At 57.2% G+C, this 23,569-nt stretch carries 22 protein-coding genes; 15 read left to right on the top strand and 7 right to left on the bottom strand.

What is annotated here, in order from left to right; all coding sequences use genetic code 11:
* Window positions 1-108 precede the first annotated feature (108 nt).
* Window positions 109-3,591, top strand: coding sequence for a carbamoyl-phosphate synthase large subunit (carB, locus tag ACFSE1_RS16425; RefSeq protein ID WP_377403625.1), 3,483 nt, complete (start codon window positions 109-111; stop codon window positions 3,589-3,591).
* A gap of 169 nt (window positions 3,592-3,760) precedes the next feature.
* Window positions 3,761-4,969, top strand: a complete 1,209-nt coding sequence (locus tag ACFSE1_RS16430; protein ID WP_377403628.1) for a T6SS phospholipase effector Tle1-like catalytic domain-containing protein — start codon at window positions 3,761-3,763, stop codon at window positions 4,967-4,969.
* Between the two features lie 12 nt (window positions 4,970-4,981).
* On the opposite strand, the gene ACFSE1_RS16435 is transcribed toward ACFSE1_RS16430, so the two are convergent.
* Complete coding sequence (locus ACFSE1_RS16435) at window positions 4,982-6,460, bottom strand: UdgX family uracil-DNA binding protein (protein ID WP_377403631.1); 1,479 nt, start codon at window positions 6,458-6,460, stop codon at window positions 4,982-4,984.
* Window positions 6,460-7,692 carry a putative DNA modification/repair radical SAM protein gene (locus ACFSE1_RS16440; protein ID WP_377403634.1) on the bottom strand — a complete coding sequence of 411 codons (1,233 nt, stop codon included), beginning with the start codon at window positions 7,690-7,692 and terminating at the stop codon, window positions 6,460-6,462. The genes ACFSE1_RS16435 and ACFSE1_RS16440 overlap by 1 nt, the downstream gene beginning before the upstream one ends.
* 240 nt (window positions 7,693-7,932) lie before the next feature.
* On the opposite strand from ACFSE1_RS16440, the gene greA reads away from it, so the two are divergent.
* Both greA and ACFSE1_RS16450 read left to right on the top strand, forming a co-directional pair.
* Window positions 7,933-8,409 (top strand): transcription elongation factor GreA, encoded by a 477-nt coding sequence (gene greA, locus ACFSE1_RS16445; protein ID WP_377403637.1) that lies wholly within the window; start codon window positions 7,933-7,935, stop codon window positions 8,407-8,409.
* Window positions 8,410-8,432: 23 nt separating this feature from the next.
* On the top strand, window positions 8,433-9,491 hold the full coding sequence (locus tag ACFSE1_RS16450; protein WP_377403640.1) for a glycosyltransferase family 4 protein: 1,059 nt from the start codon (window positions 8,433-8,435) through the stop codon (window positions 9,489-9,491).
* A gap of 21 nt (window positions 9,492-9,512) precedes the next feature.
* On the opposite strand, the gene ACFSE1_RS16455 is transcribed toward ACFSE1_RS16450, so the two are convergent.
* Window positions 9,513-9,980, bottom strand: a complete 468-nt coding sequence (locus tag ACFSE1_RS16455; protein WP_377403643.1) for an Lrp/AsnC family transcriptional regulator — start codon at window positions 9,978-9,980, stop codon at window positions 9,513-9,515.
* Between the two features lie 249 nt (window positions 9,981-10,229).
* On the opposite strand from ACFSE1_RS16455, the gene trxB reads away from it, so the two are divergent.
* From trxB to ACFSE1_RS16475, 4 genes are all read left to right on the top strand, one after another.
* The gene (trxB, locus tag ACFSE1_RS16460) at window positions 10,230-11,204 is read left to right on the top strand and encodes a thioredoxin-disulfide reductase (RefSeq protein WP_377403646.1); all 975 of its coding nucleotides are present in this window, start codon (window positions 10,230-10,232) and stop codon (window positions 11,202-11,204) included.
* 2 nt (window positions 11,205-11,206) lie between these two features.
* Window positions 11,207-12,109, top strand: a complete 903-nt coding sequence (locus ACFSE1_RS16465) for a LysR family transcriptional regulator VtlR (RefSeq protein WP_377403649.1) — start codon at window positions 11,207-11,209, stop codon at window positions 12,107-12,109.
* 564 nt (window positions 12,110-12,673) lie between these two features.
* Window positions 12,674-12,970, top strand: coding sequence for an ArsR/SmtB family transcription factor (locus ACFSE1_RS16470; protein ID WP_377403652.1), 297 nt, complete (start codon window positions 12,674-12,676; stop codon window positions 12,968-12,970).
* A gap of 38 nt (window positions 12,971-13,008) precedes the next feature.
* On the top strand, window positions 13,009-14,130 hold the full coding sequence (locus ACFSE1_RS16475) for an alkene reductase (protein WP_377403655.1): 1,122 nt from the start codon (window positions 13,009-13,011) through the stop codon (window positions 14,128-14,130).
* Window positions 14,131-14,189: 59 nt separating this feature from the next.
* Here the strand turns inward: ACFSE1_RS16475 and ACFSE1_RS16480 are convergent, their stop codons facing one another.
* A complete protein-coding gene (locus ACFSE1_RS16480; RefSeq protein WP_377403658.1) occupies window positions 14,190-14,438 on the bottom strand; it encodes a DUF2188 domain-containing protein in 249 nt (82 codons plus the stop codon).
* 159 nt (window positions 14,439-14,597) lie between these two features.
* On the opposite strand from ACFSE1_RS16480, the gene ACFSE1_RS16485 reads away from it, so the two are divergent.
* Both ACFSE1_RS16485 and ACFSE1_RS16490 read left to right on the top strand, forming a co-directional pair.
* Window positions 14,598-15,719: a calcium:cation antiporter gene (locus tag ACFSE1_RS16485; protein WP_377403660.1), complete on the top strand. Its 1,122-nt coding sequence runs from the start codon at window positions 14,598-14,600 to the stop codon at window positions 15,717-15,719.
* Window positions 15,720-15,927: 208 nt separating this feature from the next.
* Window positions 15,928-17,154: a PQQ-dependent sugar dehydrogenase gene (locus ACFSE1_RS16490; protein WP_377403662.1), complete on the top strand. Its 1,227-nt coding sequence runs from the start codon at window positions 15,928-15,930 to the stop codon at window positions 17,152-17,154.
* 64 nt (window positions 17,155-17,218) lie between these two features.
* On the opposite strand, the gene ACFSE1_RS16495 is transcribed toward ACFSE1_RS16490, so the two are convergent.
* Entirely contained in the window at window positions 17,219-18,421 is a 1,203-nt protein-coding gene (locus ACFSE1_RS16495; RefSeq protein WP_377403664.1) for a pyridoxal phosphate-dependent aminotransferase, read from the bottom strand.
* 312 nt (window positions 18,422-18,733) lie between these two features.
* Here ACFSE1_RS16495 and ACFSE1_RS16500 point away from each other — a divergent pair, with 312 nt between their 5' ends.
* From ACFSE1_RS16500 to ACFSE1_RS16510, 3 genes are all read left to right on the top strand, one after another.
* Entirely contained in the window at window positions 18,734-19,060 is a 327-nt protein-coding gene (locus ACFSE1_RS16500; protein WP_377403665.1) for a hypothetical protein, read from the top strand.
* A 161-nt stretch (window positions 19,061-19,221) separates the two neighbouring features.
* A complete protein-coding gene (locus tag ACFSE1_RS16505; protein ID WP_377403667.1) occupies window positions 19,222-20,121 on the top strand; it encodes a DMT family transporter in 900 nt (299 codons plus the stop codon).
* Window positions 20,122-20,538: 417 nt separating this feature from the next.
* Window positions 20,539-20,754, top strand: a complete 216-nt coding sequence (locus ACFSE1_RS16510) for a cold-shock protein (RefSeq protein ID WP_046633016.1) — start codon at window positions 20,539-20,541, stop codon at window positions 20,752-20,754.
* Window positions 20,755-20,992: 238 nt separating this feature from the next.
* Here the strand turns inward: ACFSE1_RS16510 and ACFSE1_RS16515 are convergent, their stop codons facing one another.
* Both ACFSE1_RS16515 and ACFSE1_RS16520 read right to left on the bottom strand, forming a co-directional pair.
* Entirely contained in the window at window positions 20,993-21,640 is a 648-nt protein-coding gene (locus ACFSE1_RS16515; RefSeq protein ID WP_377403672.1) for an MBL fold metallo-hydrolase, read from the bottom strand.
* 71 nt (window positions 21,641-21,711) lie between these two features.
* Window positions 21,712-21,903 carry a hypothetical protein gene (locus ACFSE1_RS16520; RefSeq protein ID WP_377403675.1) on the bottom strand — a complete coding sequence of 64 codons (192 nt, stop codon included), beginning with the start codon at window positions 21,901-21,903 and terminating at the stop codon, window positions 21,712-21,714.
* A gap of 273 nt (window positions 21,904-22,176) precedes the next feature.
* On the opposite strand from ACFSE1_RS16520, the gene ACFSE1_RS16525 reads away from it, so the two are divergent.
* The gene (locus ACFSE1_RS16525) at window positions 22,177-22,710 is read left to right on the top strand and encodes a MarR family winged helix-turn-helix transcriptional regulator (protein ID WP_377403678.1); all 534 of its coding nucleotides are present in this window, start codon (window positions 22,177-22,179) and stop codon (window positions 22,708-22,710) included.
* A 1-nt stretch (window position 22,711) separates the two neighbouring features.
* Window positions 22,712-23,416 carry a response regulator gene (locus ACFSE1_RS16530; RefSeq protein WP_377403681.1) on the top strand — a complete coding sequence of 235 codons (705 nt, stop codon included), beginning with the start codon at window positions 22,712-22,714 and terminating at the stop codon, window positions 23,414-23,416.
* The last annotated feature ends 153 nt before the right edge of the window (window positions 23,417-23,569 follow it).

Consider the following 23,569-nt stretch of genomic DNA (forward strand, 5'->3'; position numbering starts at 1 on the left):
TATTCCCTATAAGCCGCTTCTAGCCTGAAAAGACCCATCCATTGCGCCCGGCCGGTGATGCCTCACCGTGGCCGGTTTTTCGCGCAAGCTGTTTATGGAATTGAGCCGATGCCGAAGCGCCAAGATATTAAGTCCATTCTGATCATTGGAGCAGGACCGATCGTCATCGGTCAGGCCTGCGAATTCGACTATTCCGGCACGCAGGCCTGCAAGGCGCTCAAGGAAGAAGGCTACCGCGTCATTCTGGTGAATTCCAATCCGGCAACGATCATGACCGATCCGGGCCTGGCAGATGCAACCTATGTAGAGCCGATCACGCCCGAAGTTGTGGCAAAGATCATCGCCAAGGAGCGCCCGGATGCGTTGTTGCCCACCATGGGCGGCCAGACGGCCTTGAACACGGCGCTTTCCTTGAAGCGCATGGGCGTGCTTGACCGCTACAACGTGGAAATGATCGGCGCGAAACCGGAAGCCATCGACAAGGCGGAAGACCGTGCGCTCTTCCGTGAAGCCATGGCGAAGATCGGACTTGAAACGCCACGCTCCATGCTGGCCAATGCGACCGAGATCAAGGAACAGGACCGCAAGGCACACGAAGCAGAGCGTGCGAAGCTGCGCGAGACGCTGTCCGGCGACGCGTTGGACAAGGCCCTCGACGCGCTGGAAAACAAATGGAACCTGGGCGAGACCGATCGCAAGCAGCGCTACATGGCGCATGCCATGGCGATTGCCGCCCAGGCGCTCGACCATGTGGGCCTTCCGGCCATCATCCGCCCGTCCTTCACGCTGGGCGGCACCGGCGGCGGCATTGCCTATAACCGCTCGGAATTCTTCGACATCGTCAATGGCGGCCTCGATGCCTCGCCAACCACCGAAGTGCTGATCGAAGAATCGGTTCTGGGGTGGAAGGAATATGAGATGGAAGTGATCCGCGACCGCGCGGATAACTGCATCATCATCTGCTCCATCGAAAACATCGATCCTATGGGCGTTCATACGGGCGATTCCATCACCGTTGCCCCTGCCCTGACGCTGACGGACAAGGAATACCAGATCATGCGCAACGCCTCGCTGGCGGTTCTGCGCGAGATCGGTGTGGAAACCGGCGGCTCCAACGTGCAGTTCGCGGTCAATCCCAAGGATGGCCGCCTCGTCGTCATCGAAATGAACCCGCGCGTTTCGCGCTCCTCGGCGCTGGCCTCCAAGGCAACCGGCTTCCCGATTGCAAAAGTCGCGGCAAAGCTCGCCATCGGCTACACGCTGGATGAACTGGAAAACGACATCACCGGCGGCGCAACCCCGGCCTCCTTTGAGCCTTCCATCGATTACGTCGTCACGAAGATCCCGCGTTTCGCCTTCGAAAAGTTCCCCGGCGCGGAACCGACACTCACCACAGCCATGAAGTCTGTCGGTGAAGTCATGGCAATTGGCCGCACCTTTGCCGAATCGCTGCAAAAAGCCCTTCGCGGCCTGGAAACCGGCCTGACGGGTCTCGACGAGATCGAAATCCCGGGCCTCGGCCAGGGTGACGACAAGAATGCCATCCGCGCGGCCATCGGCACGCCGACGCCAGACCGTCTGCGCATGGTGGTCCAGGCACTGCGTCTTGGCCTCAGCGAAGCGGAAGTTCACGAAGCCTGCAAGATCGATCCGTGGTTCATCGCTCAGTTCAAGGCGATTGTGGATATGGAAGCCCGCGTGCGCGAGCACGGCCTGCCCACCGATGCCGAAAACCTGCGCATGCTGAAATCCATGGGCTTCTCCGATGCCCGTCTGGCTTCGCTGACCAACGGCAAGCCGAAGGATGTTGCCATGCTGCGCAACAGCCTGAATGTGCGCCCGGTCTTCAAGCGCATCGATACCTGCGCGGCCGAGTTCGCCTCGCCAACAGCCTATATGTACTCGACCTATGAGACGCCCTTCGTTGGCGCTGCGCGTTCCGAAGCGGAAGTGTCAGACCGCAAAAAGGTCGTCATCCTCGGCGGTGGCCCGAACCGTATCGGCCAGGGCATTGAGTTCGATTATTGCTGCTGCCATGCCGCTTTCGCTCTGAAGGATGCTGGGTTCGAAGCGATCATGATCAACTGCAACCCGGAAACGGTTTCAACGGATTACGACACTTCCGACCGCCTCTACTTCGAGCCGCTGACGGCTGAAGACGTGATCGAAATTCTCCGCGCTGAGCAGGAGAAGGGTGAGGTCGTCGGCGTCATCGTCCAGTTCGGCGGCCAGACCCCGCTGAAGCTGGCGGAAGCGCTGGAAAAGAACGGAATTCCGATCCTTGGCACGGCACCTGACGCTATCGACCTTGCGGAAGACCGTGATCGTTTCCAGAAGCTTCTGATGAAGCTCGATCTGGCGCAGCCGAACAATGGCATCGCCTACTCTGTCGAACAGGCTCGGCTGGTTGCATCCGAAATCGGCTTCCCGCTGGTCGTGCGCCCATCCTACGTCCTGGGTGGCCGTGCCATGCAGATCATCCACAACGAGGGAATGCTGCAGAGCTACCTGCTCGATACCGTGCCGGAACTGGTTCCGGAAGATATCAAGCAGCGTTACCCGAACGACAAGACCGGCCAGATCAACACGCTGCTCGGCAAGAACCCGCTTCTGTTCGATAGCTACCTGACCAACGCGATCGAGGTGGATGTCGATGCACTGTGCGACGGCGAAAGCGTCTTCGTCTCCGGCATCATGGAACACATCGAAGAAGCCGGCATCCATTCCGGTGATAGCGCCTGCTCGCTGCCAGTCCGCTCACTCTCGAAGGAAATCGTGGACGAGCTGGAGCGCCAGACAACGGCGCTGGCCAAGGCCCTGAATGTCGGCGGCTTGATGAACGTTCAGTACGCCATCAAGGATGGCACCATCTACGTTCTCGAAGTAAACCCGCGCGCCTCGCGCACCGTGCCCTTCGTTGCCAAGACCATCGGCGCGCCGATTGCCAAGATTGCAGCCCGCATCATGGCTGGCGAAAAGCTGGATGCGGCCATTTCCGCCTATGGCAGCAAGCCTGATCCGCGGAACCTCAAGCATATTGCAGTGAAGGAAGCCGTCTTCCCGTTCGCTCGTTTCCCCGGCGTCGATACGCTGCTTGGCCCGGAAATGCGCTCGACCGGCGAAGTCATCGGCCTTGACCGCAACTTTGCGGTTGCCTTCGCAAAGAGCCAGCTCGGCGCCGGTGTCGAATTGCCGCGTGATGGCGCTGTCTTCGTGTCCGTCCGTGACGAGGACAAGACGCGCGTTCTGCCCGCCATCAAGCTGCTGGTCGAAATCGGCTTCAAGGTGCTCGCAACCGGTGGCACGCAGCGCTACCTGGCTGAGAACGGCATTAATGCCATCAAGGTGAACAAGGTTCTGGAAGGTCGTCCGCATATTGAAGATGCCATCCGCAACCGTCAGGTTCAGCTGGTCATCAATACGACCGATGGCAACAAGGCGATCTCGGACTCCAAGTCGCTGCGTCGGGCCGCGCTGATGCAGAAGCTGCCCTACTACACCACCATGGCCGGTGCCATGGCCGCTGCTCAGGCCATCGAAGCTCTGAAGAAGGGCCAGCTGGAAGTTCAGCCGCTGCAAAGCTACTTCTAATTCCGAAGTTTAACGGACAAAAAGCAAATGGCGGCGCCCGAGGTGCCGCCATTTTTTTATGGTCTCCCGCACATCAACATCATGCTGCGTGGCATCCCTAAATCTTGCAGCTTGAAACACTGGGGCGAAACAGTCAGCCTGCCCGCAACCTTCTGACTGGAGCGCGGCCATGGCTAAGAATATCGTCATTCTGTTCGATGGTACGTCCAACGAGATTTCGGCCGACCGCACCAATATCTTGCGCCTCTTCGGCTGCCTTGAGCGATCGGAACATCAAGTGGTCTATTACGATCCTGGTGTCGGCACGTTCGGCTCACCTAACGCATGGTCGAAACTGCAACGGCAGGCGGCAGAGGTCTGGGGGCTCGCCACCGGATGGGGGCTGGATCAGAATGTCAAGGAAGCCTATCGCATGCTGGTGGAAACCTATGATGCCGGCCCCAAGGCAGCGGATGGCAAACACCATGACCGTGATCGAATCTACATATTCGGCTTCAGCCGCGGTGCCTACACAGCCCGCGTTCTCGCAGGCTTCATCCACGCTTTCGGGCTGACGAAGAAAATCCATCTGAACCTTCTCGACTACGCCTATCGCACCTACAAAGGTATTCCAGACAAAGAGCAGATGCTGCAATCGGATGATGTGCATGGCGAAGCACCGTCCGCATTTCGCAGCATGAGACTTTACGAGCGGACACTTCGCAACGACCGGCCGCCCATCAAGCTTCTCGGCCTGTTTGACACAGTGGCCTCCGTTATCGAACCGGGAAAGTTCGGCCCACAGTTCAAAACGCATCCCTTCACGCATCGCAATCCCAGTGTCGAAGTGGTTCGCCATGCCGTCGCCATTGATGAGCAGCGCACCATGTTTCAGCCGGAACTCTGGGCAATCGACCAGCCCTACTGGGGTGGGCCATTCCGTCCCAAGGAAGTTCACAAGCAAAATGTCAAAGAAGTGTGGTTTGCAGGCGTTCACGGTGATGTGGGCGGCGGGTACCCCGAAGTCGAAAGCGGCCAGATCAAGATTCCGCTGTGCTGGATGGTCAACGAAACACGCCCCACCGGACTGATTTATTCGGAGAGGGCAATTGCCAATCTCGTCATGGGCGAAAAAGGCGGCAAATATGTCTCGCCAAACCAGCTCGCACCGCTGCATGATTCCATGAACACGTTCTGGCCAATCGCCGAATGGCTTCCCCGCGCCATCCCGAAAACCTCATGGCGATCCGGCGGCAAGACTGGCGGTTGGTACATTCCCCGCTACGACCGGAGACTGATCGCATCGGATGCTTTGATCCACGAATCCGTGAAGGTTCGATTGCAGGCCGATGCCTATTCACCGGCAAACCTTCCGCCAGACCCCAATTTCACGTCTTAACAACCGACAAATCTATCGCTGCGGTGACCGACAGAAGGACTCCATCCAGAGCCTAACCTTGCTCATATCATCGATAAACCGCGCCAACTCCCGGCTCTTGGTGGCATCATCCGGAAGCCGCAAGAGGTAAGAGGGATGGACAGTGACGAACAGCATGCATCCGCTGCTCATGGGCAGCAACCGGCCCCGAACATGCTCCAGCTTTTCGCGTCCATCAGTGAGTGCATAATAGGCCGTCGCACCCATGGCGACCACCAGTTTCGGCTTCACAAGCTCAATCTCGCGGGTCAGCCACCAGCGGCATTGCTGGATCTCCGCCTGGTTCGGCTTCTGGTGGATGCGCTTCTTGCCGCGTGGCTCGTATTTGAAGTGCTTGACCGCGTTGGTGAGATAGAATGCCTCACGATCAAGCCCAACCTCGCCCAATACCTGATTGAAGACTCTGCCTGCAGGCCCGATAAAGGGTCGCCCGGCCAGATCCTCATGATCCCCCGGCTGCTCACCAACGAACATAACGGAAGCATCGGCTGGCCCTTCGCCGAATACGGTCTGCGTTGCCTTGCAATGCAAATCGCATCGCGTGCAGTTTCGCGCTTCATGGCGAAGGGCAGCAAGGCTGCCCGCTTCGAAGATAGAATCCGGCTCCTGCCCCAGCGCCATTCTTTCCTGCAATCGCTGGTGAAACGCTGGCGGCTGCGATGCTGCACGCGCCGCCATCTCCCGCACCTTGGCTTCGGCATTGGCGATCAAATCCGGGATGAGTTCTGCCTCGGGTAAGTTCTTCCAATACTTCTTCGGCATTTCCGCCGTCATTGCCTTGATCTTCAGGCGTGCCGGATTGAAAATATTGGCATAATAGATACGCCACAGATCATCGGCATCATCCCGAATATCAGGCTTTTCGGCTGGCTCATCGGAAAGGGTCAGCTCCTCTCCATCCCAGGCGGCAGAGCCCTTCGGTGTAGCAATCACCCAATCCATGTCGAAGAAGCGCCGCTTGAAGAAAGGCGCCATCCGAGCCACGATGAAATGATCTGGCTCAAACCATGAGATGAAGGCGCGGCGCTGACCCAGAGGATCGCGGGAAGGCACTTCCTTGAAGCGAACGAAGGCCTTCATTTTATGGCTGTCTCGCCGCACGGATTTTTCCAATTGACGCGCTTCAATCACGTCGGGATCGGAAATCACGCCCAGCAACTGACGCTCGCTGCGGATACGCCATAACAGCCGATACAGGAGCGCGAACCGCATTGGATCACTATGGCAAAGAACGGTTTGTGCCAAATCGACAAAGGCTTGCGGAACGTGAATGGGCTGAATACCAGGCTTGGGCGCGGGAAGAGCATCCTCGCCAAATCCAAGCACAGGATTGCTATCAGTCTCGACATTCCAACTGATCTCCGAGGGGGCAATGTCGGCCATAAGAAGCGAGCGGGCCGCACTGCGCCACTCTTCCAATTCGCCGCGCCCCTGAAGCTTGATCGTCAGCATCAGAAAAGTGTCAATTGTTCAGGTTGCGGAGAAAACATTTGCCGCAGATCAGAACGCTCCAGTATGCGTTTCGGCGTCCAGCCTTCGGCTTCGATAAATGGCTGGACCTTGCGGAGAGAAACGCCAAGCCGTCCTAAATCTTCCAATCGCAGACGGCGGAAACGACGCGATGACAGGATGGATTTAACCGTTTTCGTACCCAGTCCCGGCACCCGCAACAACATCTCCTTGGAAGCCCGGTTGATATTGACGGGAAAACCGTCTCGGTTCGCCAGCGCCCAGGCAAGCTTCGGATCAAGCTCAAGATCGAGATTACCGTCAGACGCCACAGAGGTGATTTCCCCGATATCGAATCCATAAAATCGATAGAGCCAATCCGCCTGATAAAGACGATGCTCGCGGATCAGTGGCGGCTTGATTAGAGGCAGTTTTGAAGACGAATCCGGAATGGGGCTAAAGGCCGAATAATAGACGCGCTTCAAACCATAGCTGCCGTAAAGACGCGCACTCGTGCCAAGAATAGTCGCGTCATTGGCACCATCAGCACCCACAATCATCTGCGTGCTCTGACCCGCTGGCACGAAGCGTTTTCTGCGTTTTGTCTTCAGGGTGGGTTCGGAGGCATCTTCAATTTTCAGTCGCAGATCGCCCATAGCGCGGCGAATGCCGTCGGGCCGCTTTTCAGGCGCGAACTGGCTGATACCCAAATCAGTCGGAAGCTCAATATTGATAGACAGACGATCAGCATAAAGACCTGCCTGCTCGATCAACGCTGGCGAAGCTTCCGGGATGGTTTTCAAATGAATGTAACCGCGAAACCCGTGAACCGTGCGCAAATCACGCGCAATTTTCACCATCTCCTCCATGGTGTGATCGGATGAGCGAATGATGCCGGAGGAGAGGAAAAGACCTTCAATGTAGTTCCGGCGGTAGAACTCCATTGTCAGCCAAATCACCTCCTCCGGCGTAAACCGTGCCCTCTCCACATTGGAGGAGGAACGGTTGATGCAATAGGCGCAGTCGTAAATGCAGAAATTCGTCAGCAGTATTTTCAGCAGCGAAATGCAGCGGCCATCCGGCGCGTAAGCATGGCAGATGCCAGAACCTTCCGTGGAACCGAGCCCTCCGCTCGACGTCGAATCCCGCCTCGTTGTGCCGCTCGATGCGCAGGATGCATCATATTTTGCAGCATCTGAGAGAATGGCCAGACGTTCTTTCATCGACTTTTTCATTGCATTGTTCACTATATGTTCTCAGCCTGATTGTCAAGAACGGCGGAAATAAGAGAAAGCTTTTATCGCTACGCTGTGCAAAACCGCCCGAAGCCCTATCTCGAATTTTCTGGAAATCCGCTCGACGACTCTGCTATGATCGCCGAAGCGAGAATTTTCACATGGTTCCGGAGTTTCGCTCCGGGACCTGTTTCTTTTTGTGTCCGCAGCAAGCAGGCATGATACTGAGGAAAAGGAAAAATGGTTGAAAAGGTACCGATGACGCAATCCGGTTTCGCCCAATTGCAGGAGGAACTGCGCTGGCGTCAGCAGGAGGAACGTCCCCGCATCATCGAGGCCATTGCGGAAGCGCGCGCCCATGGCGACCTTTCGGAAAATGCCGAGTACCATGCTGCCAAGGAAGCGCAGAGCCACAATGAGGGCCGCATTACCGAGCTGGAAGATCTCACGGCACGTGCAGAAGTGATCGACCTGTCGAAAATGTCGGGCTCGAAAATCAAGTTCGGCGCCACCGTCAAACTGGTGGATGAAGATACCGAAGAAGAAAAGGTGTACCAGATCGTTGGCGATCAGGAAGCCGATGTGAAGGGTGGAAAGATCTCCATTTCCTCCCCCATCGCCCGCGCCCTGATTGGCAAGGAAGCTGGTGACTCGATTGAAGTCAACGCACCTGGCGGCTCGAAGGCCTACGAAATCCTGTCCATCACCTGGGGCTAACCACGATTGGTTGAGGGGTCACTGTGCCTTCGCGTCTCTCTCAGGTCTCGGTAATCGCGCCGCATTTCAAGCGTCGCCTTTCCGGCGTGACCTCTACCGTCATTCAGCTTGTCCCTGTTCAAAACCGCCTGGGCCAGAGGGTTACAACCCTCGGGCCTGGGCTCCCTGCATCCCTGCCCTTCATGGGATGGCTTGATGTGCCTCAGCTGTGGAAAGCGCCGGAGGGCCAAAGCCATCGGGTCTGGCATGCTCGACGCAACATTGAGATGTTGCCCGGCATCATTCTTCGCGACGTGCTGCGCATGCCGCTGAAACTTCTGTTCACATCCGCCTCGCAACGGCAGCACACGGGTTGGACGAAGTGGCTGATCTCCCGAATGGATCACGTGATTGCCGTCTCTGCAAAAACCGCAAGCTATCTTGAGCGCGAGAGCACGGTCATTCTGCACGGGATTGACCTTGAGCGTTTTTCTCCACCCTTGAACAGGCAGGAAGCGAAACAGAAAGTGGGGCTTGATCCCGCCTTCAACTATATTGGCTGCTTTGGCCGCGTGCGCCATCAAAAAGGTACTGATATTTTTGTCGATACGATGCTGCGGCTCCTGCCCGCCCATCCGCTTTGGAAGGCCGTGATTGCAGGCCGGGCTACGGCAAAACATGCCGCTTTCGAAGAGGAATTGAAGGCCAAGGTAAAGGCCGCCGGTCTTTCCGAGCGCATCCTGTTTGTCGGCGAACATACGAACATTCCAGAATGGTATCGTGCGCTTGATCTTTTCATCGCGCCGCAACGCTGGGAGGGCTTCGGCCTCACCCCGCTGGAAGCCATGGCAACCGGCGTGCCGGTCATCGCGTCCGATGTCGGCGCGTTTCCGGAGCTTATCGTCGATGGTCAGACAGGCCGAATTGTCGGTCGCGATTCCGTGGATCGGTTTGTCGAAGCGGCTGAACCCTATCTCCAGGATGATGGGCTTTTGAGCGCTTCGGCTACATCCGCCCTCACCCACGCCCGCCAAAACTTCTCTATTGAACGAGAGGCAACGGCGATCGGCCAGGTTTACGCCAGACTTTTAAAAGCCGATTGAAGGGGAAACATCCCCTTCTCCTCAAATCTCAACGAGACCGAGCTTTTTCACCTGACGGATTGTCAGCATGGTTCGGACCGTATCCACATGCTCATTGGCCGCCAGAACTTCGATCACAAAGTCCTGAAACTTGGTGAGGTTTTCGGCCGTGCATCGAAGCAGGAAATCGCTATCGCCGGAGACCATCCAGGCCTCACGCACGATCGGCCAGCTTTCAGCCAGGGAGGCAAATGCCTTGAGATTGGCTTCCGACTGGTGCTTCAATCCAACCAGACAAAAGGCCACAAGATCATAGCCCAGCTTGGGGCCATTGAGGATGGCGGCGTAACCCTCGATCACGCCAAGCTCTTCCAGCTTGCGCACACGGCGCAGGCACGGCGGTGCGGAAATACCGACCCGCTCGGCCAGTTCCACATTGGTCATACGGCCATCCCGCTGCAATTCGCGCAGGATCTTGATGTCGGTAGCATCGAGTTCGACTCGCAGCACGCGAAACTCCCGTTCTGTCGTTTGGTTTGCCTTTTAGACAATGCGCCAGCGAACGCAAGGAATTCACCGGAAAACCGGCCTCACCCTTTACTTATATTGTGCGTAAAGGCGCAAGACGTGACGCTGACGCAAGGCTGCCCTTGAATTGATGCATGGTTCAATCATAAATGAAGGCAAGATTTGGCAACATATGCATTGCCGATGGCCCGACGCGGCCATCACAGCTGAAATTCCTGAAGGATCACTATCATGTCTGCCCGTCACACGCAGGTCCTTATAATCGGCTCAGGCCCCGCTGGCTACACAGCCGCCATCTACGCCGCCCGCGCCATGCTGAAGCCAGTGCTGATTGCTGGCATGGAGCAAGGTGGGCAGTTGATGATCACCACCGATGTCGAGAATTACCCCGGCTTTGCAGATCCCATTCAAGGGCCGTGGCTCATGGAGCAGATGCTGAAACAGGCGCAGCATGTCGGCACGGAAATCGTCAACGACCTCGTCACGGAAGTGAAACTGGGCAGCCGCCCCTTCACGATACACACCGATTCCGGCCAGGTCTGGACGGCGGATACGCTGGTGATTGCCACGGGCGCCAAGGCGAAATGGCTCGGCATCGAAAGCGAACAGCACTTCCAGGGCTTCGGCGTTTCAGCCTGCGCCACCTGCGATGGTTTCTTCTATCGCAACAAGGATGTCATCGTTGTCGGCGGCGGCAATTCTGCCGTCGAGGAAGCGCTCTATCTCTCCAACATCGCCAAATCGGTCACGGTCGTGCACCGGCGCGACAGCTTCCGTTCCGAGAAAATACTCCAGGAACGCCTGTTCCAGCGCCCCAATGTCAATGTGATGTGGAATACGGAAATCGCCGAGATCACCGGCGAAGCGGCAAAGCCGCCAATGCCCCCTTCCGTTTCCGGCGTGCGCCTGCGCAACACGAAAACGGGCGAGATCAGTGAGCAGGCCATTGACGGTGTCTTTGTCGCAATTGGCCATGCGCCTGCTGTTGAATTGTTCAAGGATCAGCTGAAGCTGAAACCGAACGGCTATCTCTGGACCGCGCCAGATTCGACCGCAACAGATGTCCCTGGCGTTTTTGCCGCCGGAGACGTGACGGACGATACCTTCCGGCAGGCCATTACGGCCGCAGGCATGGGCTGCATGGCGGCTCTTGAGGCTGAGCGTTTTCTCGCAGGCATTCAACCAATGGCGCAGGCCGCGGAGTAATCATGGGCGTACCACTGGACTGGGACAAACTGCGCATCTTCCACGCAGCGGCAGAGGCAGGATCTTTCACGCATGCGGCAGATAAGCTTCACCTCTCCCAGTCCGCGATCAGCCGTCAGGTCAGCGCGCTGGAGCAGGATGTCGGCGTCAAGCTGTTCCATCGCCATGCACGCGGCCTGATCCTCACCGAGCAGGGTGAGTTGCTGTATCGCACAGCGCATGATGTGCTTCTGAAGCTGGAAACCGTGAAGGTTCAGCTGACGGAAACCACGGAAAAACCGAGCGGCAAATTGCGCGTCACCACCACCGTTGGCCTTGGCCAGGGTTGGCTGACGGACAAGGTGCAAGAGTTCCTGCAACTGTATCCGGAAATGTCGATTCAGCTCATCCTCGACAACGAGGAGCTGGATGTGAACATGCGCCACGCCGATTGCGCCATTCGCCTGCGGCAGCCGCAGCAGTCGGATCTCATCCAGCGCAAGCTCTTCACCGTGCATATGCACGTCTATGCGGCACCGTCCTACATCAATCGCTTCGGCGAGCCGCAGACGATCGAGGATCTGGACAGTCACCGCATCATCACCTTCGGTGAACCTGCACCCAATTACCTGCTGGATGTCAACTGGCTGGAATATGCAGGTCGTTCTTCCGACAATCCGCGGCTTCCGCACTTGCAGATCAACAGCCAGACATCGATCAAGCGCGCCTGCCTTCTGGGCATCGGCATTGCAGTTCTGCCGGATTATATCGTCGGCCGCGATCCGGGGCTGATTCAGCTCGCCATCAACGCCGACATCCCGTCCTTCGACACCTATTTCTGCTATCCGGACGAGATGAAGAACGCAGCCAAATTGAAAGTCTTCAGAGATTTTATTGTGGCCAAGGCAAGAAACTGGAATTTCTGACGCCTCTGCCGGCGCAATGCGAAAGTCCAAAGAACGGCTTTTTGTTGAACAATTACATGGCGTTGCCCCTCAGGCAGCGCCATTTTTCATGCGCTTTCAAACCCACCAATGCGAAAAAACATGGCTGCCCTGCACAAAAAAGCATTGTTCGCTGCACAATAAAGCACCATATCGCACTCAGCTGATGCACATGGTGGCTTTCCTCCCAGTTCCACCGCAGCAGCTGTTCCCCTCTGGAGGTTATTTGACCTTCACACTTTATAGGGCCCTGGAGCGATCCGGCGGCCCTCTTTTTTTACCAGCTGTTTTTGATGTTCAGAAAAACTCATACAAGCAGGTCCCGACTTCACTTGCCTATTTTGGCACAGCCTCCCATATTGAGACACGGCTGGCACTGGACAATTCCTCTGCCTGTCAGCTGTTCCCCTCTGGAGGTTTTGAAACCTTCGTTTTCCGGGCCCGTTTCGCGGGCCCTTTTTTTTTACACCTGCCCCTTAAAATCGCGTTATGGCGATTTATATATCGGTACAGAGCGATGTATCGATAGACCCGGAAGGAGGCACAATGGATAGACATGAGATCTTGAAGGCGCTTTCCCATCCGGTGCGCGTCGAGTTTCTGGAATGGATGCGCCACCCGGAGGAGAATTTCTCCTCACAAGCCCATCCGCTGGAAATGGGCATCTGCGCAAACCAGTTCGAGAAGCGCTGCGGCCTTTCGCAGTCGACCGTCTCTGCGCATCTTTCCACCCTTGAAAAGGCGGGACTGGTGAAAACCCGCAAGGTTGGTCAGTGGACATTTTACCATCGCGATGAGGAGGCAATTGGCCGCTTCATCGATCATCTCAAGAACTCTCTGTGAGTTCCCCTCCCCCTAACTCGTGCAAACATGAGGAAACAATGCCTAATCTATTCGATAGCGTTACCTTTGGCGATCTCACACTCAGCAATCGCATCGTCATGGCACCATTGACACGCAACCGCTCTCCCAAGGCAGTGCCGAACGATCTGAACGTGGTCTATTATGAGCAGCGCGCAAGCGCTGGCCTGATCGTATCGGAAGGCACGGCCATCACCCATCAGGGCCAGGGCTATGCGGACGTACCCGGTCTTTATACGCCAGAAGCGCTGGCAGGCTGGAAGAAGGTGACCGACGCCGTGCACCAGCGTGGCGGCAAGATTGTCGCCCAGCTCTGGCATGTGGGCCGCGTTTCGCATGTCTCCCTGCAGCCGAATGGCGCAGCCCCCGTTGCCCCTTCTGCACTGGTGGCAAAATCGAAGACCTACATTCTGAACGAAGACGGCACCGGCGCTTTTGCCGACACCTCGGAGCCGCGTGCACTCGAACTGGCAGAGCTTCCGGGCATTGTCGAAGATTTCCGCAAGGCGGCGCGCAATGCCGTAGATGCTGGCTTCGATGGTGTGGAAATCCATGCGGCCAACGGGTATCTGCTCGACCAGTTCATGAAGGATGGCGCCAACAAGCGCAGCGATGCCTATGGCGGCTCCATTGAGAACCGTGCCCGTCTGACGCTCGAAGTGGTGGATGCCGTGGCGAAGGAAATCGGAGCGGGCAAGACCGGCATTCGCCTGTCGCCCACCACGCCTGCCAATGACGTGAGCGATTCCGATCCTCAGGCCGTATTCAACTACGTTGTGACAGAGCTGGCAAAGCGCAATCTTGCCTTCATTCATGTGATCGAAGGCGCAACAGGCGGCCCGCGTGACCACCAGTATGAGGGCGCGCATTTCGATTACGCTGCCTTCAAGGCGGCCTATGTGAATGCTGGCGGCAAGGGTGCCTGGATGGTCAATAACGGCTATACGGCTGAAAGCGCAGCCAAGGCCGTGGAAACCGGCCAGGCGGATCTTGTGTCCTTCGGCAAGCCGTTCATTGCAAACCCGGATCTGGTACGCCGCATCAAGGATGGCGCAGCCTGGAACGAGGTGAACCCCAGCACGCTCTATGGCGGCGGCGCGGAAGGCTATACGGACTATCCCACGCTGGCAGCGGCTGAGTAATCAGCATAAGCCTGGAAGGCCCGCCCCCAAGGCGGGCCTTCTTGCTGTGCGTCCGGATATCAACGCGCGGTATCTTCCACTTCCGCTTCAGGCCGATCGCCACCATCGCTATATTCGACGTGCCAGACGCCGTTCTCGTCCTGCCAGCTGATCTCCTCGGGATCTCCCCCAACCTGCTGCTCCGCCGCAACAATGCGGGCTGCCTGCAAGGCATCGGCATGCGAAGCGAAGGTTTCGGAGTAGACATCGCCCAGCCGATAGGCCCAGCCGCCATCGTGCTCAACAACCTGATAAACAACCTTGGCCATAGATTTCCTCCTGCGTTTTGCCGGTTTGGCTTGTTCACCCATGGAAATTGCAGAAAGCAGCACTCGGTTCCCACGCAACCGAAACGAGGATGACGGGCACCGCTTGATGCGCAAACAGAGCGCGATAGATAGCTCTCTTCAACAGGAGCCCTGTTCAGGATGCCATCACTTTTGAAGCGAGAAAAGTTTCTGGTCCTTGCTGCCATTATTACAATCGCTGGCTTCTTCCTCGAACATTCCGTTCTGGAAATGGGAAAGCTCGCGGCCATCCTGGCCGCAATCGCCCTGATTGCGGTCATCGTTCTCGTCTCCACCCGCGTCGCCCATGCGGCAGAAATCCTCGCGCAGAAAGTTGGCGATCCCTACGGCACAATGATCCTCACGCTCTCGGCCGTGGCGGTGGAAGTGCTGATCCTGGCAATCCTGATGAACAATTCGGAATCGCCCACTCTGGTGCGAGACACGATCTATGCGGCGGTGATGCTGGACATCAACGGCATACTTGGCCTGGCGGCGCTGCTGGGCGGCCTGCGCCACGGCGAGCAGGAATATAACGACAATTCCGGCAAGACCTATGGCGTCATGATCCTGACCGCCATGGGCATTTCCATGATCGTGCCGGAATTCGTTCCCGCCGACCGGTGGCACTATTATTCGGCCTTCACCATCTGCGCGATGATTGCACTCTATGCCCTGTTCCTGCGCATGCAGGTGGGCGCACACAGCTATTTCTTCAGCTACAGCTATCCGCGCAACAAGCCAGCCTCTGCCGCTGGCGCACCACCAGCAACGGGTTCCGGCCAATCGGCACAGGAAGAGCCGCAGGCTTCTGCGGCTCTGGCAATTGGCATCATTCTGGCCGGTGTGGTCATCATCGGGGTTCTGGCAGAATTCATGTCCGCCTTCCTGAACCTCGGCCTGCAGGGCAGCGGGGCTCCACCGGCGCTGATGGCCGTCATCGTAGCGGCAATTTCCGCTGCTCCGGAAATCCTGACCGCCTTGCGCGCCGCGCTGCGAAACCGGATGCAGGCCACCGTCAACATTGCCATGGGCGCCTCGCTTTCCACTGTCATCCTCACGGTGCCCGTTATGGAAGGCATTGCCCTCTACAGTGGCCAGCCCTTCATCATGGCGATGACACCGGTGCAAACGGTGATGGTTATCATCACGCTCATTGCCGCCGCCATCAACCTGAATGATGGGGAAACAAACGCCATCGAGGGCATGACGCATTTCGTGCTTTTCTCCACCTTCATCATGCTGACCATTCTGGGATTGTAGAGCCATAACCGATGGTTGACCGGAAGAGCGGATTCACTTTGCCAAGGCGGTGAACCAGAACATGAACGGCACACGCGCCGGTAAAGCAAACTTGAACAATGCGTGTGAAGCCAAGGGCGGCAAGCATGCCTAGGTTAATGCTGGCGCAGCGCACGATGGATTATGAGGCTTTGCTTTCGTGCGTTGCGGACACCTATGGGAGATCCTGATGAAGACTGTCAGACGACTGATTGCCGGTACCCTTCTTTCTGCCAGTGCGGCAGCCCTGCCCTTTGCCGCCATGGCGCAAGGCAAACCGGCAGAAACAAGACCCGCCAATGCTCCCGATCAGAAGCCCGCCTTTGCCGGGCAAACCCGAGCACCGCAGCCAGCTCAGCCGGTCAGCGTGAAGAAGCAAGTGATTGCGGACGGCCTACCCCATCTATGGGCGATGGAATTCCTGCCTGATGGTCGCATGCTGGTAACCGCCAAGCAGGGCAAGATGCATATTCTTTCCGCCGAGGGAAAGCCCGGACCGGCTCTCGATGGCGTGCCGAAGGTTCTGGCTGTTGGTCAGGGCGGCTTGCTGGATGTGGCACTCGCACCGGATTACGGCACATCCGGCATGATCTTCTTCTCCTTCTCTGAACAAAGGGAAGACGGGAATGGCACGTCGGTGGCTTCTGCAAAACTGGTGCCGGATGACAAGGGCGGCGGCAAGCTGGAAAACGTCAAGGTCATCTTCCGGCAGACACCGAGCTATGACGGCAACAAGCATTTCGGCTCACGACTGGCCTTCGGCGCAAAGGGTGAGCTTTATGTCACGGTTGGCGAGCGTTCCGATGCGGAACCGCGCGTTCAAGCCCAGGAACTATCCAGCGGCCTTGGCAAGATTTTCCGCATCACGCAGGCGGGCAAGCCCTTCGACGGAAACCCCTTCGCCAAGCAGAAGGATGCACTGCCGGAAATCTGGTCGCTCGGCCACAGAAACCTGCAATCGGCAACCGTAGACGATAAAGGCCGCTTGTGGACCGTCGAACATGGTCCACGTGGCGGCGACGAATTGAACCGTCCAGAGGCTGGCAAGAACTATGGCTGGCCGGAAGTCACCTACGGCGTGGAGTATAGCGGCAATCCTGTCGGCAAGGGCATCACCCAAATGGCCAATACAGAGCAGCCCCTTTACTACTGGGATCCCGTTATCGCCCCCTCCGGCATGGCATTCTACAATGCAGATGCCATCCCCGAGTGGAAAGGAGCTTTCCTTGTCGGCGGCCTCGTGAGCCAAGGCGTCGTTGTGCTGCACATGGATGGCGACAAGGTGAAATACGAAGAACGCGTGCCTCTGGAGGCGCGAATTCGTGATGTGAAGGTGGGTCCGGATGGCGCTGTCTACGCGGTGACAGAACAGCGCGGCGGCGGCCAATCCAGTATTATCAAGCTGACAAAGGCATAAAGACCCTAAAGGAAAAGGGCCCGCCATTGCTGGCGAGCCCCTCACAATCACAAAAGCCAGCCGCTTACTTGCAGTTATTGCAGAAGCGCTGGATGCGGCGGCATGCCTCTTCCAGCTGGTCTTCCGATGTCGCATAGGAAATGCGGAAGTTAGGTCCGAGGCCGAAGGCCGAACCGTGAACCACAGCCACGCCTTCCGTTTCCAGAAGCTCCGTGACGAAATCCTCATCCGTTTCGATGACCTTGCCGGACGGCGCGGTCTTGCCAATCAAACCGGCGCAGGAGGGGTAAACATAGAATGCGCCCTCCGGGTTCGGGCAGGAAATGCCCTTGGCCTGGTTCAACATGGATACAACGAGGTCACGACGGCCTTCGAAGATCTTCTTGTTCTTGGCAACGAAATCCTGCGGACCGTTCAATGCCTCAACAGCCGCCCATTGCGCGATGGAGGAAGCGCCGGATGTCTGCTGACCCTGAATCATGTCCATGGCCTTGATCAGTTCCAGTGGACCTGCAGCATAGCCAATGCGCCAGCCAGTCATGGCATAGGCCTTGGAAACACCGTTCATCGTCAGGGTACGGTCGTAGAGCTTCGGCTCGACCTGAACCGGCGTGACAAACTTGAAGTCACCGAAGGTCAGGTGCTCATACATGTCGTCCGTCAGTACCCAGACATGCGGATGCTTGACCAGCACATCGGTCAGGGCCTTCAACTCGTCATGGCTATAGGCAGCGCCGGATGGGTTGGACGGAGAGTTGAAAATGAACCACTTCGTCTTCGGCGTGATGGCCTTCTCCAGATCGGCGGCCTGCAGCTTGAAGTTATTTTCCTGCGAGGCGGAAACGAATACCGGAGTACCGCCGCAAAGCGAGACCATTTCCGGATAGGAAACCCAGTAAGGTGCCGGAATGATCACTTCATCGCCCGGATTGAGCGTCGCCATGAAGGCATTGAAAAGAATCTGCTTTCCACCCGTGCCCACGATCGTCTGGGCGGCGGTGTAATCCAGGCCATTCTCGCGCTTGAACTTGGCAGCGATGGCTTCGCGCAGCTGCGGAATGCCGGCAACCGGCGTGTACTTGGTCTCGCCGCGATTGATCGCGTCGATGGCAGCTTGCTTCACATTGTCCGGCGTATCGAAATCAGGCTCACCAGCACCAAGACCAATCACATCGCGGCCTTTGGCTTTAAGTTCGCGGGCCTTTTGCGAAACGGCAATGGTGGCGGACGGCTTCACGCGGGAAAGTGCATCGGCAAGGAAGGCCATGATGAGTAGATCCTAAGGCTGTTGAGAACGGCAAGCCAGAGCGGTTTTGCCAGGACTTTCTATGAAGAAACTGGCTGGCTGTTTCAAGCACAAACGGCAAAAAACGCGACAAAACAGGTATCGCCAGAACACGCCCCTTGCCGGGCAATCCGCAGACGGGACCCCGCCACCCGATCATGGTTTCCCGCCTGTTAACCCTTGCCTTGATTTTGCCACAATAAATGCTGGCGACTGCCGTAATCCCGTCTCCATGGCGTCGCTTTCAAAGGCTTTTCTGCAAGCATCGAAAGGGCTTGGAAGGAGTTGTGGAAGATGTTTCTGGATGACGAACAGAGCACCGTCAAAATCCGGAACCGGCAGAGAAGCGCCAGCTTCCTGGTGGCCGGCACCGTTTTCTTCGCTGTGATCCTGACGACTTTTGCAATCGTGGGAACAGCATCCGCCTCCGAGCTTCCGGGTATTTCGCAGATGGTGACGCCGCAACTTCTTCTGGCGGAACCGGCCGATAGCCACACCCGATTGATCTATGGCGGCTTCATCGCCCTCTGCTCGGTGGCCGCCGCAGGCTTCTGGCGCGTGAGCTTCCGCATGCCGCCGCAGGACGCCGCCGTAAAGCCTGCAAAAAGCAGAGCTTGTTAAACAGCCGTACAATAATGCCACTTGAACGGGATTTAAGCCACTGCTAAAGCCCAAGCATTGCTTAAATTCCGGCATCACATTGCTCCACTGAACTCTCCTCGCCTTATCGGCGGGGTGATCGGGTTTGTGTGATAGTGCCGGGCCAAATCTTCAGGCCGCCCATGACCCGCGTACAAGCCAATCTCGTTCTTCTTCTTGCAGCCGCCATCTGGGGCGGCGGCTTTGTCGCGCAGGCAACGGCGATGGATACGATCGGCCCCTTCTGGTTCGTCGGCATTCGTTTTGCCATTGCCGCCATAGCCGTTCTGCCTTTCGCGCTGATCGAGCACAAGAGAATGGGCAAGCCTGCGGTCAAGGCCGAGTTCGCCTCTTTCTTCCTGGTCGGTCTCGCCCTTTTTGGCGGCGCCATCACGCAGCAAATCGGCCTGCAGACAACGACGGTGACCAATTCAAGCTTTCTGACCGGCCTCTACGTCATCTTCGTTCCGGTCATCTCCATCCTGCTCTTCCGCCGCTCGCCGCACTGGATTGTCTGGCCGGTTGCCCTTCTCGCGCTCGCGGGCATCTTCCTTCTTGCTGGCGGCAATGTAACCCAGATCTCGACCGGAGACGCGTGGAGCATTTTCTGTGCCGTGTTCTGGGCCATGCAGATCGTGCTTGCTGGCCATTTCGTCAGCCGGTCCGCCCGCCCTCTCGCCCTTTCAGCCACGCAATTTGCCACCTGCGCCGTTCTTGCAATGGCATGCGGCATATTCGTCGAGCCGATTTCGATAACAGCCATTCACCAGTCCTTGGTGGAAATCCTCTATGTCGGGCTGGTTTCATCCGGATTGGCATTCGTCCTTCAAGTCATCGGGCAGCGCTACACCACGGCTCCGCAGGCGGCGATCTTCCTTTCGTCGGAAGCTCTGTTCGGCTCCTTCTTCGGCGCAATGTTCCTCGGCGAGAAACTGCCGCCCATGGGTTATCTTGGTTGTGGCCTGATATTCATCGCGATGCTTGTCGTGGAGATTGTCCCGGAGATCCTCAAGCGCCGGCAACTGGCGCTTCAGCAGGCCTGATTCTGCCGCCGCATGCTCCAAATTGGCACGACTCCTTCCGCAGAAAGAGTAAACAACAACATAATTCTCCCTCAGGTTGAGGCCAAAAACCCCGCATTTCCGGGTTGAGACACATTAGTTCAACCACAGTGAATAGGTTGCGGAAAAGTTTTTCTTGCCAACGGACGATAAACACAGCACTCTGTCGCCGTTCGGGCAGTTACGAGCATGGGAAGAGCTATAATGAAGCGTTTCGGAAGCGCCAAAACTTCCGGGCGGGAGATGTGGGACAGGTTGTTCAACACCTATTCCTCTTCTCACGCGGTAATACAGGCCACTTTCCTCCAACTTCGAAATGCCTGCCGCCAAAGCCCCTTGTGGGCACTATCGTAATGCTGTCCGCCGCTGAACACGGACAGAGGAAAAAGGACCTGATGCATGGCCGAGACTGGCACTGTAAAATTCTTCAATACGGACAAAGGCTTTGGTTTTATCAAGCCGGATAACGGCGGCGCCGATATCTTCGTCCACATCTCCGCTGTACAGGCTTCCGGCCTGTCCGGTCTCTCTGAAAACCAGAAAGTCAGCTTCGACACGGAACCGGATCGTCGCGGCAAGGGCCCGAAGGCAGTAAACCTGCAGATTTCGGGCTGAGAACCGCTTCGGTTTTCTTTTCGAGTTGAAGCCCGGCATCACTGCCGGGTTTTTTTTGCCTGGACCAAAGCCCGCTTGGCGAAACGAGACCCAGCATCTTCCGAGGCTCCGGTGCATGCCCGGTCAATATGAGATTGCCAGACATGCTCTTTGCTTTCGCGTTCACACAGTACGGGTTTTCGCGCTTACGCAGTCCGGACGCAAAACAGCAGGCGCCGTTTTACCGGACATGCGTTCATCAAATGCCTTGAAGAAACGGATTTGTGCGCCGCTCGTCGCCGACCCGGCTTCCCGGACCATGCCCGCACAGAAAACCGACGTCATCCCCCAGCGGCAGCACCTTGTCCCGGATTGAGGCAAGCAATTGCTCATGATTGCCGCCGGGCAGATCGGTGCGTCCTATGGATCCGTTGAACAGCACGTCGCCCAGGATCGCGAAATTCATCGCACGATTGACGTAGATGACATGGCCAGGTGCATGGCCGGGGCAGTGGAAAATCTCGAACGTATGCTCGCCCAGCGTCACCACATCTCCCTCTTCCAACCAGCGATCCGGCACAAGCCGACGCGCCGGAATCTGGTAGCCGAATGCAGCACCGCGGCTTTCCAGCTGATCGAGCAGGAAGGCATCATCCTTGTGCGGACCAATGACCGGCACACCGAGCTTTTCGCGCAATTCGTCGGCACCACCAGCATGATCGATATGCCCGTGAGTAATCCAGATTTCGCGAACCGTAAGGCCCTGTTCCGCTACAACCTCGGCAATGCGCGCAACATCGCCACCCGGATCGACAACGACCGCATCCTTCGTATCTGCATCAAACAGGATCGTGCAATTTTGTTGAAATGGAGTAACGGGAACAATCCCGGCCTGCAACTGCCCCATGAAAATATCCTTGTTAGCAAATAGGCTGGTTCAGGATATAGCGGGGATGCGACAGGGCTGCATCAAAAAGATCAGCGGCTTACAAAATAGCTGGTTTCAGCCGATACGGTTGGAGCGAAGGCCGCAAAGCCAATCAGTACGGCGGCCACGGCAAGCTTGGCTGCAAACACCGTAATCATGACGGCTCGCAAAGGATGAGCGGTTGAACCTATGCGCCGATTGCCCTCGGTCTCGTGACCGAAATCGCTTGTGATGATGGTCATGATTTTTCTCCTTTTCTTGATCCCCGTAACGATGCCTTGCCAGCAAAGGTTCCTGTTGTCACAGCAGCCCGCCACCCGGGTGTTGCAATTTGCCCACAGCGCGCCAAGTGGTTGTATTATTTCGACACAGCATTGCTCTTGAATGGGGATGGACCCTGCTTGCGGCACACAATCCGGTTGATTGTTCTGAAGCTTCGCGCTTTATCAGAAGGTGAGCGAAGCGGTTGCTTTGCGCCGCGCCACATGTTGAAGGCGCGCCTCGCAGATGATTGCATGAGAGGATCACGACAGGTGCCACCGGTCTCGTCTGGCAAAACAGCCCCCAAGGCGCACCCACCCATGCCTGCGGTGGATGAAGCGGAGATCGATTTCGCCACCATTGAACTCTTCTTCTTTGCGTATCGCGATTTCGTATCCGACCCGGATGCAATATTGTCGAAGATCGGCATGGGCCGCGCGCATCACCGTGTCGTCTATTTCGTCTGCCGCCAGCCCGGCATGATGGTGACGGATCTTCTCGAAACACTACAGATTACCAAGCAGAGCCTTGCACGCGTTCTCAAGCAATTGATCGATAGCGGCTATATTCGCCAGATGGCAGGGGCCAAGGATCGTCGCCAGCGCAGGCTTTACCCCACGCTCGCCGGGCGCGAACTTGCTCTGGCACTCTCGCAGCCGCAGTCCCGCCGCATATCGAAGGCAATGGAAGAACTGACCCCGGACCAGAGAGAGGGGGTAGTTTCCTTCCTGAAGGCCATGCGCGGACGCGAAGAAGGATTGGAAGCGGTCGAAACCGAGGTCGATTGAAATGGGTAATGGTACTGTGTCCCTTTCCGATGATGCTGCCCACCTGCTTGTGGTGGATGATGACACGCGCATTCGCGCGCTCCTGCACCGCTACCTGATGGAACAGGGCTTTCGCGTAACCGTGGCAGGCGATGCAGCCGAGGCACGGCGCAAGTTGGAGGGTCTGGATTTCGATCTGATCATTCTGGATGTGATGATGCCCGGTGAAACCGGCCTTTCTCTCACGCAGGCCCTGCGCGAAAAACGGTCGATCCCCATCATTTTGCTGACAGCGCGTGCCGAAGCCGAATCCCGGATCGAGGGCCTGGAGGCTGGCGCAGACGACTATCTGCCAAAGCCCTTCGATCCACGCGAACTGGTTCTGCGCATCAACAACATCCTGCGGCGCAATGCCAATGCCGATACGCCGAAGATCGATCAGGTGATGTTCGGCCCCTTCACATTCTCCATTGCGCGCAAGGAATTGCGCAAGGCTGCGGAAACGATCCGCCTGACGGACCGCGAGCAGGAGATCATGCTTCTCTTCGCCTTGCGCGCTGGCGATACAATTCCGCGGCATGAGCTGATTGGAGATGATGCAGAAGTGGGCGAACGGACAATCGACGTGCAGATCAATCGCCTGCGCCGCAAGATCGAGGAGGATCCAGCCAATCCCGTTTATCTTCAGACCGTGCGCGGCATTGGCTATCGGTTGAGCATTGACTAAGGCGCGCTCACCTCTCACCCGCCATTGGGATAGCATCAGAGACGCTGCGGCAAAGGCTGCACAAACAGCGCAACGCCTGCGCGGTAGAATACCCAAGAACATTCACAAGTCCCGGCCTCCCGGCTGGGCAATCCTGGCGCGATGGCTGAAACG

It is taken from the genome of Affinirhizobium helianthi, assembly GCF_042680945.1.
Lineage (GTDB): Bacteria > Pseudomonadota > Alphaproteobacteria > Rhizobiales > Rhizobiaceae > Neorhizobium > Neorhizobium helianthi.

Bases quoted from the DNA above. Each gene is read 5' to 3' on its own strand.
- ACFSE1_RS16440 (WP_377403634.1), bottom strand. From the start codon at position 7,692: ATGAAAAAGTCGATGAAAGAACGTCTGGCCATTCTCTCAGATGCTGCA.
- ACFSE1_RS16520 (WP_377403675.1), bottom strand. From the start codon at position 21,903: ATGACCATCATCACAAGCGATTTCGGTCACGAGACCGAGGGCAATCGG.
- ACFSE1_RS16430 (WP_377403628.1), top strand. From the start codon at position 3,761: ATGGCTAAGAATATCGTCATTCTGTTCGATGGTACGTCCAACGAGATT.
- ACFSE1_RS16505 (WP_377403667.1), top strand. From the start codon at position 19,222: ATGACCCGCGTACAAGCCAATCTCGTTCTTCTTCTTGCAGCCGCCATC.
- ACFSE1_RS16480 (WP_377403658.1), bottom strand. From the start codon at position 14,438: ATGGCCAAGGTTGTTTATCAGGTTGTTGAGCACGATGGCGGCTGGGCC.
- carB (WP_377403625.1), top strand. From the start codon at position 109: ATGCCGAAGCGCCAAGATATTAAGTCCATTCTGATCATTGGAGCAGGA.
- greA (WP_377403637.1), top strand. From the start codon at position 7,933: ATGGTTGAAAAGGTACCGATGACGCAATCCGGTTTCGCCCAATTGCAG.
- ACFSE1_RS16525 (WP_377403678.1), top strand. From the start codon at position 22,177: ATGAGAGGATCACGACAGGTGCCACCGGTCTCGTCTGGCAAAACAGCC.
- ACFSE1_RS16510 (WP_046633016.1), top strand. From the start codon at position 20,539: ATGGCCGAGACTGGCACTGTAAAATTCTTCAATACGGACAAAGGCTTT.
- trxB (WP_377403646.1), top strand. From the start codon at position 10,230: ATGTCTGCCCGTCACACGCAGGTCCTTATAATCGGCTCAGGCCCCGCT.
- ACFSE1_RS16485 (WP_377403660.1), top strand. From the start codon at position 14,598: ATGCCATCACTTTTGAAGCGAGAAAAGTTTCTGGTCCTTGCTGCCATT.
- ACFSE1_RS16500 (WP_377403665.1), top strand. From the start codon at position 18,734: ATGTTTCTGGATGACGAACAGAGCACCGTCAAAATCCGGAACCGGCAG.
- ACFSE1_RS16495 (WP_377403664.1), bottom strand. From the start codon at position 18,421: ATGGCCTTCCTTGCCGATGCACTTTCCCGCGTGAAGCCGTCCGCCACC.
- ACFSE1_RS16470 (WP_377403652.1), top strand. From the start codon at position 12,674: ATGGATAGACATGAGATCTTGAAGGCGCTTTCCCATCCGGTGCGCGTC.
- ACFSE1_RS16475 (WP_377403655.1), top strand. From the start codon at position 13,009: ATGCCTAATCTATTCGATAGCGTTACCTTTGGCGATCTCACACTCAGC.
- ACFSE1_RS16530 (WP_377403681.1), top strand. From the start codon at position 22,712: ATGGGTAATGGTACTGTGTCCCTTTCCGATGATGCTGCCCACCTGCTT.
- ACFSE1_RS16490 (WP_377403662.1), top strand. From the start codon at position 15,928: ATGAAGACTGTCAGACGACTGATTGCCGGTACCCTTCTTTCTGCCAGT.
- ACFSE1_RS16465 (WP_377403649.1), top strand. From the start codon at position 11,207: ATGGGCGTACCACTGGACTGGGACAAACTGCGCATCTTCCACGCAGCG.
- ACFSE1_RS16515 (WP_377403672.1), bottom strand. From the start codon at position 21,640: ATGGGGCAGTTGCAGGCCGGGATTGTTCCCGTTACTCCATTTCAACAA.
- ACFSE1_RS16435 (WP_377403631.1), bottom strand. From the start codon at position 6,460: ATGCTGACGATCAAGCTTCAGGGGCGCGGCGAATTGGAAGAGTGGCGC.